We start from the raw sequence: 13,573 nt of genomic DNA on the forward strand, positions 1-13,573 counted from the left end.
TTATGTCTGAGTAATTAGCTCTGCAAGCTTAGTGATTCGTTAAAACAGTAAGCTGTGCATCGGAACCACTCAGATTAGTCAGAACGTTCAGTAACAGAACTATTAGTGACGGAACATGGCAGAAATAGACTCTTCGTTGCTTACGCGACGAATTGCCTCAGCCAGTACCGCAGACATAGTTAACTGAGTTACTTTAGCCACTTTCAACATTTCTGGGCTTAAAGGAACAGTGTCAGTCACAATCACTTCATCAATCACTGAGTTAGCGATATTTTCAGCCGCTTTGCCAGAGAACACTGGGTGAGTTGCGTAAGCAAATACGCGGTTCGCACCATGTTCTTTTAAGGCTTCAGCCGCTTTACACAGAGTGCCGCCTGTGTCGATCATATCGTCAACGATAATGCAGTCACGACCTTGAACATCACCAATGATGTGCATAACTTGCGCAACGTTCGCTTGTGGGCGACGTTTATCAATGATCGCTAAATCAGAATCATCCAACAGTTTTGCTACTGCGCGAGCGCGAACAACACCACCGATGTCTGGAGAAACAACGACTGGATTATCTAAGTTCTTCGCTAACATATCTTCTAGTAGCACTGGGCTACCGAATACGTTATCAACGGGAACGTCGAAGAAACCTTGGATTTGCTCAGCGTGCAGGTCACAGGTCAGAACGCGGTCAACACCCACGCTAGACAGGAAATCGGCAACCACTTTTGCAGTAATAGGTACACGGGCGCTACGAACGCGACGGTCTTGACGAGCATAACCAAAGTAAGGAATAACAGCTGTGATACGGCCAGCAGATGCACGGCGCAGCGCGTCAACCATCACGATGAGTTCCATCAGGTTGTCGTTTGTCGGCGCGCAAGTGGATTGGATGATGAACACATCGGCACCACGTACATTTTCGTTAATTTGGACACTGATTTCACCATCGCTGAAACGACCAACCACTGCGTCTCCGAGTTTGCAAAATAGACGATCGGCTATCTTTTTAGCGAGACTGGGGGTGGCGTTCCCAGCAAAGAGCTTGATGTCGGGCACTGTATGAACCTCAGGCGTTTGCTTTATATTTTAGTGGCTAGAGTAACGACGACGTAGGGACGGGAGGAACCCGAGGCGTTATCGTTAAGTGGTTACTCTAGAAGAAAGTAGTTTAAGGGTGACTGAGTCGCGTGATGAGCGGCGAAAGATTCATCCCTTGTGCAACAAATCCTTGCATTTCAGACGGTAATTTCGCCAAGGCTGCGAGAGCTTGTTGCTTTTGTGTGAATTCCCCGAACACGCATGCGCCTGTTCCTGTCATTCTCGACGGCGCATATTCTAGCAGCCAGCCTAATGCCTTGGCAACTTGAGGGTATTTAGAAACGACTAGTTTTTGACAATCATTTGCCCAAGGTTGGTTCATTAAGGTCTCTATGGCCAGTTTCGGGGTATCACGTGGTAAAAGTGGATCTTGGAATACTTCAGCGGTGGAAACATGGGCATCGGGTGCGATGATTAAGTACCAAGGCTCACTCGGATTTACCGCTTGCAAGCGTTCACCTACACCTTCGGCAAAAGCGGCGAAACCATGAATAAAAACAGGAATATCGGCACCCAATTTAAGGCCGATTTTAGCCAGTTCTTCGGTCGATAATTGGGTGTTCCATAACGTGTTCAGTGCCACTAAGGTGGTGGCAGCATCTGACGAGCCGCCACCTAAACCTCCGCCCATGGGTAGACGTTTATCCAACCAGATTTCGGCGCCGCCAGTAAAGCCTGTGATTTGTTGTAATGATTTTGCGGCTCGCAGAATTAAGTTATCGCTATCGGCGACAACATTAGAGATATTGGAGTGCAAAATCAGTTCTGCGGTTTCAGTGACCTTAAAATCGAGCATGTCACAGTAATCAATAAACTGAAACAAGGTTTGCAGTTCATGATAACCATCTGCGCGGCGACCATTCACGTGTAAGAATAAGTTAAGCTTGGCTGGTGCTGGCCAATGGCGTGAAATTGCTGCGGGCATGCTAAGGTTTCTCTTCGAGTATGATTGCAGGCTTGCCGAGGGCTTGCCATTGATTCAATTGTAGTTTGAGTTGTAAGTCGCCACGCTCAAGCTTTAATTGATGGGGCACGTTGGCGCCGCTCTGGGATTGCCAACTCAAAAATGTGACCTGCCAAGGCGGTGGGGTTTGAGTGTTCGTGAGCTGTTTAGGTTTGCCTTGGCTATCGCTTTCAAGTACTTGATCATTCGGGCCAACTTGGCCGGTGATCCATAAAGGTAAATCGGCCAAGGGGATGGACCAACCGCTGACACGCTCGAGTAAACGCTGGGCGTTATCGTCGCGAAAATCTTTGCCATCGATATGTAAATGGGCAGAGTTCGAGGTTGAATTAAGCGTCAACACAGTTGTACCTAGCATAGTCGTGAGTGTGAGTTCATCGCGATCTTCACTGTGGCGCCAGTAGATATTGGCACTGAGTTTATCGTCGGGAGTTTTTATCGCTAGTTTTCCCTGTAATTCCCAAGCTTTGGCTTGGCGCGCATCATTGACTGTGATTGGGCTTAAGTCAGTCATCGGCGGCAAGGTTTCACACCCCGCCAGCAAGAGTAGGGCGCTTAAGGTAAAACAAGAGAAAATGGTTTTTGTGAGGCGCTTCAAATTATTCATCTATGACTGATATACCAAAGTCCTTATGATACGAGGGCTTGGAAAGAATACCAATGCCAAACGTAAAATTTCCATCGGCGGTCACTTAGATTTGCTCCCTTGGGGCAAATTTTGCCTTACCTATTATTGATAGAAAATTTAGGTAAGAAGTTAGACCTTTATTCGGTTTTGTTAAGCGTATTCTGTTTTTAGTTGGGCCAATTCAGTAGAATGCCCTTATTAAGAGAGTCGCCAAGAATCTAGAAAGAGTCAGATGAGCCTTGTAGCAATCGGTATTAACCATAAAACAGCCACGGTAGACCTGCGTGAGAAAGTTGCCTTCTCTCCGGACAAAATTCATGATGCTATGAAGAGTCTGGCCAGTCGTACACGCTCGGGTGAAGCCGTTATTGTCTCAACCTGTAATCGCACTGAGTTGTATTGCAACAACGGCGATGAGGCCGACATTATTGCGTGGCTTGAAGAATATCACGGCCTAGATCATGAGGATGTAGCACCTTGTCTCTATAATTATCACGGTCAAGATGCCGTCAGGCATTTGATGCGTGTGGCCTCTGGGCTCGATTCGTTGATCTTGGGTGAGCCGCAGATTCTCGGTCAAGTAAAGCAAGCGTTTGTTAAGGCCAAAGAGGCTGGTACGGTTGCACTAACCATAGATAGACTCTTTCAGAACACTTTTTCAGTCGCTAAGAAAGTCCGCACTGACACTGAAATTGGCGCCGCTGCAGTTTCTGTGGCATTTGCCGCGGTAAGCATGGCGAAACATATTTTCTCATCGATATCGACCACTAAAGTACTGTTGATTGGCGCAGGTGAAACCATAGAACTGGTTGCGAAGCATCTTAAAGATAACGGCGTGGCTTCAATGGTCGTAGCAAATCGGACGTTAGAACGTGCCCAAGGCATGTGCGAGGAGTTTGGCGCAACAGCAATTACACTGGCGCAGATACCAGATTATCTCCCAAAAGCCGATATCGTGATATCCTCTACCGCCAGCCCTCTGCCTATCCTAGGTAAAGGCATGGTCGAAAAAGCGCTAAAGCAGCGTCGCCATCAACCTATGTTATTGGTTGATATAGCAGTTCCCCGGGATATTGAGCCGGAAGTCGCCGATTTGGATGACGCGTTTCTGTATACAGTGGACGACCTGCATAGCATTATTGAACAGAATATGGCTTCTCGAAAAGAAGCCGCCGAGCAAGCTGAAGTAATTACTGAAGAACAATCTTTCCTATTTATGGATTGGATCCGTTCTTTAGAGTCGGTCGACAGTATTCGCGAGTATCGCAGCCAGAGCATGGCGGTAAAAGATGAGTTAGTGGAACGCGCCTTGAATAAATTAGCCCAGGGCTCAGACACTGAGCAGGTATTGATTGAACTAGCCAATCGCCTGACCAACAAACTTATCCACGCACCGACACAGGCCCTCACGGCAGCGAGTCGTCAGGGCGATTTGAATACTCTCGGTCAGTTAAGATCAGCGCTTGGATTAGATAAAAACTAAGGTTAGCGAGTTAAATGAAGGAATCCGTTATCCGCAAGCTGGAAGGCTTGCTCGAGCGCAATGAAGAAGTCATGGCTTTGCTGGGTGATGCTAGCGTCATTTCCGATCAAGACAGGTTTCGTGCGTTATCGAAAGAATATGCTCAGTTAGAAGACGTTGTTGCTGGCTTTAAAGCCTATCAGCAAGCGCAGGCCGATCTCGATTCTGCCAAAGAAATGCTGGAAGAAGACGATGCTGAAATGCGTGAAATGGCGCAGGAAGAGATGAAAGCCGCTAAGGCCAAACTCGAGCAGCTCGAAGACGAATTGCAAATTCTATTATTGCCAAAAGATCCTGACGACGATAAAAACGCCTTCGTTGAGATCCGCGCTGGTGCAGGCGGCGATGAAGCGGCTATTTTTGCCGGTGACTTATTCCGCATGTACAGCCGTTATGCTGAAGCGAATCGCTGGCAGATCGAAATCATGAGCTGCAACGAAGGCGAACATGGTGGCTTTAAAGAAGTGATCATGAAGGTCAGCGGTGAAGGCGTATACGGCAAACTTAAATTTGAATCCGGCGGCCACCGTGTACAGCGTGTGCCAGAAACCGAATCCCAAGGACGTGTGCATACTTCAGCGGTTACTGTAGTGGTACTTCACGAAGTGCCTGAAGCGGAAGCGATTTCAATCAACCCAGCCGATCTGAAAGTCGATACTTATCGTTCATCAGGTGCGGGTGGTCAGCACGTTAACAAAACTGACTCAGCTATTCGAATCACCCATATTCCAACTGGGATCGTGGTGGAATGCCAAGATCAACGTTCGCAACACAAGAACCGTGCCCAAGCCATGAGTGTACTGGCTGCACGTATTCAAGCTGTTGAAGACGAAAAACGCCGTAGCGCCGAAGAATCGACCCGTCGTAGTCTGGTTGCCAGTGGCGATCGCTCCGAACGTGTACGTACTTACAACTTCCCGCAGGGCCGCGTGAGCGAACACCGCATCAACTTGACCTTATATCGCTTGAACGAAGTGATGGAAGGCGATCTCGATGCTATTTTATTGCCTCTGATGCAAGAGCATCAAGCCGATCAGTTAGCCGCACTGGCTGACGAGCAGGGGTAATTTTGTCAGATCAATCTAGCATAGCCGAAGCCCTGCAATGGGCTTATGTGCAGTTAGCATCAACCTCTGAATCCGCTCATTTGGATGCAGAGGTTTTGTTGTTATATTGCCTCAATAAAAGCCGCAGCTATTTATACACTTGGCCTGAAAAATCCTTGACGGTTGAGCAGTGGAAACGCTTCCAGCAAATGGTACAGAAACGCCAAAAAGGCGTACCTGTGGCACATATTGTCGGTGAGCGCGAATTTTGGTCGTTGCCTTTTATCGTGAACGACACCACTTTGATCCCGCGTCCTGATACGGAAATTCTGGTTGAAACCGCCTTGAACCTGCTGCTTTCCACCTACGCCAAAGTGCTCGATTTAGGCACAGGCACTGGGGCGATTGCGCTGGCGTTGGCGTCTGAGCGTGAGTCATGGCAAATCACCGCGGTCGATAAAGTCGATGATGCCGTGGCTTTGGCTATCGCGAACCGCGAGAACTTAAAGCTGCCACAGGTCGAAATTCTCCAGAGTGACTGGTTCAGTGCTGTAAAGTCACGGGACTTTGATTTAATCGTTTCAAATCCGCCCTATATTGATGAATCAGACGAACACTTGCACCAAGGTGACGTGCGTTTCGAGCCCCAAAGCGCGTTAACCGCCGCCGAGGAAGGCTTTGCCGATCTTTATTATATTGCCAACACTGCCCGAGATTACTTAAAGCCTAACGGCTATATCCTGCTCGAACATGGTTTTGAGCAAGCTGTAAAACTCAGAGCTAAGCTTATCGAACTGGGCTACGAGAATGTCGCCACAGTGCGAGACTTTGGCAGTAATGATAGATGCACTATGGGTAAATGGGCGGAGTAAGTTACTAAAAATAAATTCGATGACCCAGAGAATAATGATGAGACTTTAGACTTATTAACTTGTCATCTTAAATATAACGCTATTGCCAATCTGCAATAGCGTTTTTTATGTGTAGGTATTTTCTTAAAATAGTGTCTTCAGTCAATATAAGATGACTATTCTTAGGAGATATAGTTATAGGATATAGTTTAATCAGCTGTGGAATGGGACATTTTTCTTCAGCATTTGCTATAAATTTTATATAGCGTTAATAGAAATAACGTAATTAATTATGATGAAAATGGATTTTTTATCGAATTCTAAATTAAATTTTTATTGGGAATATAATGCCAGTATTTACTGGCATTAAGGTTTTAAATTTATAGCCTTAGAAGCTGTAGCCTATTCCTACAGTGAAGCTCGTCATTTCAAATACTCCAGAATCCTGGTAGGCTAATGTTGTCATAATTTCGAAGCCATTATAAAAACGACAACGCCAACCTAATGCGGCATATAAGCCATATCCATCGTCTGAATACTCCTCTATAGTTATAACATCATCACTACTATTTTCGTAGTCATTCAATTGATAATTAGCTTTAGATTGAGATAATCCGGCCTTAAATATCGCATTATGTCTTGCTGATATTTGGTATGTATATGTGCCAGCAAGCCGAGAGGAATAAGAGTTCTCCAACACGTAATCGTCAAAAACACCATGTATTGCTGCGGTAAAAGGCTCACTTTGAAATGGTGTGTAACCTACTTCTACTCCCCAATCTGGGGTGAATTGATAGCGATAGGCAAAATCATAATGGGTAATGCCCCCATAGTCTTCTGTTGAGCCTAAACCCAAGCCTGCAGAGAAGCCATGGGTTTCGTCTGCGCTAGATGCTGTAGTGGAAATGAGTAAAGCTAAAAGTATAAATAAGCGTTTCATTGTACTTCCTGTAATCACATTAATCCATGAACTCTAAAAGTAATAGATTTGGTTGCTAATTGTAAATTTTTTGATTTTTATTTATTTCGTATGGTCTCCCGATAAGTGGGCAGATGTCAGTAAGCTTATATTGAAACAAATGTAATAATTTATTATTTCTTATTAGACTTCAGTAATTCGCTATGTATTTTACTTGGTAAACAGTGATTATTGTTAAATCCTCATTGTTTCTAAATGAACTAAATTAGATTTTTATAGTATGTTTTGTGTTGGTTGTATTCGTATACAGTGTGCGGAAATACATTTTTAATGAATGGGAGTTATTTCATTCAGATTTAAGGTTTGATTTTTATGTTAACGCTATTTTTGATAGCCACGAGTTCAAATCCGAAGTGCGAGATTTGGCAACTAAACCACTACTTTATTATCCAGTTAGAACACTAGGTTACTCGCTCCTTCCTGCATACCGTTCTATTTTTTCGAATGTTTAGGCCGTGATTTCGCGTTATTCTTTTGTAAACTTCCTTGTTATTCTGCCTGCATCAGCAAAGCGTTTGCGTCTTGTGTTAGCTGTACGGTCTTGGCGTTTCACGTATCGCTTTGCTCAACCGATAGGAGAGCAGCAATGAAAGTATTTAGTCAGTTTTCCGCCAAAGCCGCGATGGATGGCGATGGGGTCAATATTCGCCGTGTCGCCGATTTTGTGACGACTAAATTTGATCCTTTCTTGATGATCGACGAAATAAAATCCGATGATGAACAAGATTTTATTGGTGGCTTCCCCGCACATCCTCATCGCGGGATGGAGACCTTCACTTACATTCGTAAGGGCGGTTTTGAGCACCGTGACCAAATGGGTAATGTGAAGGCGATTTGTGCCGGCGATGTGCAGTGGATGAGTACCGGGTTCGGTGTAGTGCATTCTGAAATGCCACTTGCCGATGCTGTCGATGGTCTGCATGGATTCCAAATTTGGGTCAATATGCCCGCCAAAGACAAGTTGCGTCCAGCGAAGTATCAAGATACCGCGGGTAGCGCGAGCGTTGAAGTGACCAGTAACACTGGCGCTAGCTTAAAAGCCTTAGCGGGTGATTGGGGCTTTAAAGATCAACCGCTTATTAGTGCGACCATCCAAGGATTAGCGGGCGAAGCAGCCATTGCCGATCTGAGCCTAGCACCAAATGCTGAGGCCACGCTTGATTTGTCTCAACACGAGTTTGTCGCCTTGTACTTGTACCAAGGTGACTTAAGTAAAGGTGAAGACTCACAGTGGTCATATCATCAGGGCGAGTTTTTAGTGCTCGATAGCCAAAGTGTGCTTAAGTTTAAAGCCGATGAGCGCGGCGCTGGGATGTTACTGTTTGCGGGTAAACCTATCCGTGAAAAAATCGTCCAAATGGGTCCCTTTGTGATGAACACCCAAGCAGAAATTCAGCAGGCGATCCGCGATTATCAAGAAGGGCGTTTCGGCCACATCGCGTAATTTGTTAAATCTGCCGCGCTGAGCTAATTCTAAATCCAAGCCAATTTAAGTTTAAGCCCTGTATTCCTGCAGGGCTTTTTTGTTGCTGTTTACGCCTGCTATGTCTATTGCTTAAGGACTTGAGGCAAAAGCCGCGCTTTGTTGCTACAATAGCCGTGCTTTTGGGTTGAGCGAGCCTAGCGCTTAAATCTAAACTCAAGCTAGCCCAAAGCTAACCTGAATCTTGATAGACCAGTTTAATCGATAAGTAACGCAATTTCAGTAACCTAGCAGCCGCTTCGTTACCCACCACAGGATATTCACCTTGAGCAACTCTGATACTAAGCCTAATCCATCAATGGCTTTTGCGACTCTTAAGCTAAAACCCGAACTGCTTGAGAACCTTTCTTCTATGGGCTACAACGAGATGACGCCAATTCAGGCGCAAAGTTTGCCACCCATTTTAGCGGGGCAGGATGTGATAGGTCAGGGTAAAACTGGCTCGGGTAAAACGGCCGCCTTTGGCTTAGGGTTACTGAACAAGTTAGACGTTAAACGCTTTCGCATTCAAACCTTAGTGTTATGCCCAACCCGCGAGTTGGCCGACCAAGTGGCGCAGGAAATCCGTACCCTTGCCCGTGGTATTCATAACGTTAAAGTACTGACACTTTGCGGCGGTGTGCCTATGGGGCCACAGGTTGGTTCGCTGGAACACGGCGCGCACATTATTGTGGGTACGCCGGGTCGTATCGTCGATCACTTAGATCGCAATCGCTTAGATTTAAGCAATCTCAACATGTTAGTGCTCGATGAAGCCGATCGCATGTTAGAAATGGGCTTCCAACCCGCCCTTGATGCGATTATCGAACAAGCCCCGCGTGAGCGTCAGACGTTGCTATTCAGCGCGACGTTCCCTGAGCAAATTCAATCAATTGCCAAGCAAATCATGTATGACCCAAGCATGGTTAAAGTTGAAGGTAATCACGACAGCTTGAGCATAGCCCAACATTTTTATCATTTAGACGATGACAAGGCGCGTATGCAAGCGCTGCAATTATTGTTGTTAGAACATAAGCCTGAAAGCGCAGTGGTGTTTTGTAACACTAAACGCGAAACCCAAAAAGTGGCCGATGAGCTTGAAGGTTTAGGCTTTAGCGTATTGGCTTTGCACGGCGATTTAGAGCAAAGAGACAGGGACGAAACCCTGCTGCAATTTGCTAATAAGAGTGCCTGTGTATTAGTGGCGACCGACGTTGCTGCCCGTGGTTTAGATATCGATGCGCTGGATGCCGTGTTTAACTATCACGTCGCCTATGACACCGAAGTGCACATTCACCGCATCGGTCGTACTGGCCGTGCGGGCAGTAAAGGCGCCGCTTATACCTTCTATAACGACCAAGACGGTTACAAAATTGCCTTGTTAGAAGAGTATTTAGAGCGCGAAATTACCAGCGAATCACTGCCATCTGAAAGCCTGCTCGGCAACACGCCTGCAGCGCCAACCATGATCACTTTGCAGATCGATGGTGGTAAGAAGGAAAAACTGCGTCCAGGGGATATCTTAGGCGCGCTGACAGGCGAAAACGGTATCGAAGGCTCACAGGTGGGTAAAATCCAAGTGACCGATTACCGCGCCTATGTGGCCGTAAATCGTAAGGTTGCCAAGAAAGCACTGAACAAAATTACTGGTGGCCGCATTAAAGGAAAATCTTACCGCGCTTGGCCAATGAAGGAAGTTTGGCTTGAGTTGAATCGTACCTCGATTTAATTCGCTCTATTTTTAAAGGGAATAAACTCAGGTTTATTCCCTTTTTTATTGGGTTTTATAGCGGTAGTCACTACACCTTTGTGTCTACTTCACCTCGAATCTTATTGGGCGATTAAGTAACACTTTGTATTTGTCTGCTTAATTGATATGCCCCTCAGCTTGCCTGTGTTAGAAGTGATTCTGAGTAAAAAATAAATGAGCAGATAAACGGCTTTGTCAGGTGATAAGGCGTGCATCGGTTTGGAGTATTTATGTTTCGATGGACTATTTTACTAAGCATCTTTTTAAGCGCAGCGAGCGCTGCATCAATTCAGCCAGAGCCGCAACTGGAGTCTAAGTCAAAGCCGCAACCGTTACAGCACTTCATCTACATTAATCATCGTGAGGCCAACGGAGAAAACATTCGTGCCGATAAGGCGCTGCGCGATCTCCGTTTTGGCGGTGCGCAGATTGTTTATACTTGGCGCAGTTTAGAGCCTAAGCAGGGCGAATATGATTTCAGCGCGATTAGGGCCGATATTGCGTATCTCGATTCGATAGGCAAAAAATTGTGGATCCAGCTGCAAGAGAAATCCTTTACGCCCAGAGTCAATGTGCCGCGTTATTTGCTCGATGATCCGATTTATCAAGGCGGTGTGTTGAAGCAAAGCATGTTGAGTGCACCAGAGCGTGATCCCAATAAACCGGTGACGGATGATGAGTATGGCTGGTCAGCCAAAATGTGGGAGCCCTCAGTGCGTGCACGTTATCAACAATTGGTGCGTCAGCTTGGCCAAGAGTTTGATGGGAAAATTGCGGGCATTAACTTTAGTGAAAGCTCAATTGATGTGGGGACTGAAAACGCCGATGGAACGACCACCTTCCCCAGTGATTTTAATCCTAAAGCCTATATCGATGCGATTGGCGAGAATATGCAGGTATTATCTGAGTCATTTCAGCATTCAACCGCTATGGTGTATTTGAACTTTTTGCCAGACGAATGGCTGCCATGGAATGACAAAGGCTATATGCGAGGCTTATTTGCGCAAGCCAAATCGCTCAACATGGGTGTGGGTGGCCCAGATTTGATGCCTTACCGTAAAAGTCATATGGCACAAAGTTATGCCTTTATTAAAGAGTACCCAGCGACACTGGTGAAAGGTATGGCGGTGCAAGACGGTAATTTGCGGCAGATTAATCCTAAAACGGGTAAAAAGAATACTGTGCCTGAGCTGTTGGATTTTGCACAAAACTACCTAGGCTTAGACTACATTTTTTGGGTTGAAGATGAACCCTATTTTACGGATGAAGTCCTGCAGCAGTTGCCAGATACAAAGGCGAATTAACTTAGGTTGCCGTTTTAGGCTGTTTTTAAGGCAGTGATTGTTCAAAGCGTAGATAACGAGCTAAGCATCGATAAAGACAAACTAAGACAAACAAAAACGTCCAATTCCATACGGAGTTGGGCGTTTACGGCTAAATCGCTAAGCAAGTTCGCTTAGCTTTTGCATTAATCCTGTGAATGTCTTGGACGACTCGCACCGTTATTTGGGCGACGGGTGTTTTTCTTTGGGCCATTGGCGTAAGGATTCTCACCCGCTTGGCCACGATTCTCGCCAGCACCTGAACGGCTTTCACTTGGACGACTAGCGCCTGCGCTATTGGCTCGGCCATCGTTTGAACGTGGGGGACGAGGTTTGGCATCACTGCGGGATGCGCTACTGGCTTCACCGCTGTGTCTTGGATTCTTGTCGTTTGGCTTGTGACCGCGCGCGACGTCACCGCTGCGTTGACCGTCTTTATGCTCGGCGCTTCTTGGGGCACCATCGCGTGAGCTAGGTTGGTTTGAGCTGCGGGTATTTCTACGACTTGGTACTGATTTACCGCTACTTTTCCCGCCGCCACCTAAACGTGATTCTGGCAATTCATGGTTAAAGCCTTCAACCATTTCTCGGTCTAATACGCGATTGATCAAACGCTCGATATCGTTCAGCAGTTTGATTTCTTCGTTACTTACCAGTGACACGGCTTGACCCGATGCGCCAGCGCGGCCAGTACGGCCGATACGATGCACATAATCTTCTGGCACGTTTGGTAAGTCGAAGTTAACCACTTGTGGTAATTGGTCTATGTCTAAACCGCGGGCAGCAATATCGGTTGCTACCAGTACGCGAGCTTGACCATTTTTAAAGTCGGCCAAGGCTTTAGTACGGGCGGTTTGGCTCTTGTTACCGTGGATAGCGGCGGCTTTGATACCTGCCTCTTCAAGGCTTTTCGCCAGACGGTTAGCACCATGTTTAGTGCGCGAGAATACCAACACTTGTTGCCAATCGTTTTGCTTGATGAGTTGGATCAAGAGTGCCGATTTTTGGCTCTTATCAACAGGGCAAACCCATTGTTTTACTGTGGTCGCTGCCGCGTTACGCGGCGTGACCGAAATTTCGACTGGATCATTGACTAGGCCTTTGGCCAGCTCACGAATTTCATCGGAGAAGGTGGCTGAGAACATCAGATTTTGGCGTTGCTTAGGTAAAATGGCCAAAATCTTACGGATATCGCGGATAAAGCCCATGTCGAGCATGCGGTCGGCTTCATCTAACACTAAGATCTCAAGCTGGCTGAATTTCACCGCTTTTTGATTATATAGATCCATCAATCGACCAGGTGTGGCGACTAATACGTCGACACCGTGGCGCAATTTCGCGATTTGTGGATTGATAGGCACGCCACCAAATATCACCGCTGAGCGCAGTGGTAAATTCTTACCATAGGTTTCAACACTTTCTGCAACCTGAGCTGCCAATTCGCGTGTCGGAGTTAACACTAATGCGCGCACTTGGCCTGCTTGGGCACGGTTACCTTTACTCAGGAGTTCGAGCATAGGTAGGGTGAAACCTGCTGTTTTACCTGTTCCTGTTTGGGCGGCCGCCATCACATCTTTGCCTTGAAGCACAGCGGGAATTGCTTGAGCTTGGATTGGCGAAGGTGTGTCGTAGCCTTGTTCGGCAACGGCTTTAAGTATCGGGGCCGATAAGCCCAGGGAGGTAAAACTCATAGATTGGTCTCTTGTGGCAACACTGTGCTGCATTTATGGTCAATAGCCAGGTCTGCTGGCGGGCGTGCAGCTTACAGGATCAGGGCTTTAAGTGCCATCTAATAAAGGTTTTTGGGCTGGGTTTCATTCATATTGGCACATAAATCGCTTGTCGGCGGCTTTCACTCGGCCTCGCTTATCTTTTAGGCGCAAGTTTAGATGGCAGAGTTTGAGGTTATGGAAGTTAATTGATTTCAAGGAATAAGATGACTATTAGGCTTATTTCA

General features: G+C 46.5%; 11 protein-coding genes. 6 read left to right on the forward strand and 5 right to left on the reverse strand.

Annotated features, from left to right (window positions below):
* Positions 1–102: 102 nt before the first annotated feature.
* From L5M10_RS00245 to lolB, 3 genes are all read right to left on the reverse strand, one after another.
* Positions 103–1,050 (reverse strand): ribose-phosphate pyrophosphokinase, encoded by a 948-nt coding sequence (locus tag L5M10_RS00245; RefSeq protein WP_006080255.1) that lies wholly within the window; start codon positions 1,048–1,050, stop codon positions 103–105.
* 112 nt (positions 1,051–1,162) lie between these two features.
* Positions 1,163–2,017: a 4-(cytidine 5'-diphospho)-2-C-methyl-D-erythritol kinase gene (gene ispE / locus L5M10_RS00250; protein ID WP_131523736.1), complete on the reverse strand. Its 855-nt coding sequence runs from the start codon at positions 2,015–2,017 to the stop codon at positions 1,163–1,165.
* A 1-nt stretch (position 2,018) separates the two neighbouring features.
* Entirely contained in the window at positions 2,019–2,663 is a 645-nt protein-coding gene (gene lolB, locus L5M10_RS00255) for a lipoprotein insertase outer membrane protein LolB (protein WP_113939046.1), read from the reverse strand.
* Between the two features lie 253 nt (positions 2,664–2,916).
* Between lolB and hemA the strand changes: the two genes are divergently transcribed.
* Genes hemA through prmC form a run of 3 tightly spaced genes read left to right on the forward strand, consistent with a single transcriptional unit; the run spans position 2,917 to position 6,124 of the window.
* Positions 2,917–4,167, forward strand: coding sequence for a glutamyl-tRNA reductase (hemA, locus tag L5M10_RS00260; protein ID WP_028761678.1), 1,251 nt, complete (start codon positions 2,917–2,919; stop codon positions 4,165–4,167).
* A 14-nt stretch (positions 4,168–4,181) separates the two neighbouring features.
* Positions 4,182–5,273, forward strand: coding sequence for a peptide chain release factor 1 (gene prfA / locus L5M10_RS00265; RefSeq protein ID WP_113939045.1), 1,092 nt, complete (start codon positions 4,182–4,184; stop codon positions 5,271–5,273).
* A gap of 2 nt (positions 5,274–5,275) precedes the next feature.
* Positions 5,276–6,124: a peptide chain release factor N(5)-glutamine methyltransferase gene (gene prmC, locus L5M10_RS00270; protein WP_263254623.1), complete on the forward strand. Its 849-nt coding sequence runs from the start codon at positions 5,276–5,278 to the stop codon at positions 6,122–6,124.
* A 367-nt stretch (positions 6,125–6,491) separates the two neighbouring features.
* Here prmC and L5M10_RS00275 read toward each other — a convergent pair whose 3' ends face one another.
* A complete protein-coding gene (locus tag L5M10_RS00275; protein WP_263161511.1) occupies positions 6,492–7,043 on the reverse strand; it encodes a porin family protein in 552 nt (183 codons plus the stop codon).
* Positions 7,044–7,668: 625 nt separating this feature from the next.
* Between L5M10_RS00275 and L5M10_RS00280 the strand changes: the two genes are divergently transcribed.
* From L5M10_RS00280 to L5M10_RS00290, 3 genes are all read left to right on the forward strand, one after another.
* Entirely contained in the window at positions 7,669–8,526 is an 858-nt protein-coding gene (locus tag L5M10_RS00280; protein ID WP_263235944.1) for a pirin family protein, read from the forward strand.
* Positions 8,527–8,863: 337 nt separating this feature from the next.
* Complete coding sequence (gene dbpA / locus L5M10_RS00285) at positions 8,864–10,273, forward strand: ATP-dependent RNA helicase DbpA (protein ID WP_263254677.1); 1,410 nt, start codon at positions 8,864–8,866, stop codon at positions 10,271–10,273.
* A 251-nt stretch (positions 10,274–10,524) separates the two neighbouring features.
* The gene (locus tag L5M10_RS00290) at positions 10,525–11,598 is read left to right on the forward strand and encodes a hypothetical protein (RefSeq protein ID WP_263254624.1); all 1,074 of its coding nucleotides are present in this window, start codon (positions 10,525–10,527) and stop codon (positions 11,596–11,598) included.
* A gap of 164 nt (positions 11,599–11,762) precedes the next feature.
* Here the strand turns inward: L5M10_RS00290 and L5M10_RS00295 are convergent, their stop codons facing one another.
* On the reverse strand, positions 11,763–13,307 hold the full coding sequence (locus L5M10_RS00295) for a DEAD/DEAH box helicase (RefSeq protein ID WP_263254625.1): 1,545 nt from the start codon (positions 13,305–13,307) through the stop codon (positions 11,763–11,765).
* Positions 13,308–13,573 lie beyond the last annotated feature (266 nt).

The organism is Shewanella sp. SM32 (assembly GCF_025654235.1).
Lineage (GTDB): Bacteria > Pseudomonadota > Gammaproteobacteria > Enterobacterales > Shewanellaceae > Shewanella > Shewanella oncorhynchi.

What these genes read in the sequence shown, in the direction of transcription:
- ispE (WP_131523736.1), bottom strand. Translation starts at nt 2,017, where the DNA reads ATGCCCGCAGCAATTTCACGCCATTGGCCAGCACCAGCCAAGCTTAAC.
- lolB (WP_113939046.1), bottom strand. Translation starts at nt 2,663, where the DNA reads ATGAATAATTTGAAGCGCCTCACAAAAACCATTTTCTCTTGTTTTACC.
- hemA (WP_028761678.1), top strand. Translation starts at nt 2,917, where the DNA reads ATGAGCCTTGTAGCAATCGGTATTAACCATAAAACAGCCACGGTAGAC.
- prfA (WP_113939045.1), top strand. Translation starts at nt 4,182, where the DNA reads ATGAAGGAATCCGTTATCCGCAAGCTGGAAGGCTTGCTCGAGCGCAAT.
- L5M10_RS00275 (WP_263161511.1), bottom strand. Translation starts at nt 7,043, where the DNA reads ATGAAACGCTTATTTATACTTTTAGCTTTACTCATTTCCACTACAGCA.
- L5M10_RS00280 (WP_263235944.1), top strand. Translation starts at nt 7,669, where the DNA reads ATGAAAGTATTTAGTCAGTTTTCCGCCAAAGCCGCGATGGATGGCGAT.
- dbpA (WP_263254677.1), top strand. Translation starts at nt 8,864, where the DNA reads ATGGCTTTTGCGACTCTTAAGCTAAAACCCGAACTGCTTGAGAACCTT.
- L5M10_RS00290 (WP_263254624.1), top strand. Translation starts at nt 10,525, where the DNA reads ATGTTTCGATGGACTATTTTACTAAGCATCTTTTTAAGCGCAGCGAGC.
- L5M10_RS00295 (WP_263254625.1), bottom strand. Translation starts at nt 13,307, where the DNA reads ATGAGTTTTACCTCCCTGGGCTTATCGGCCCCGATACTTAAAGCCGTT.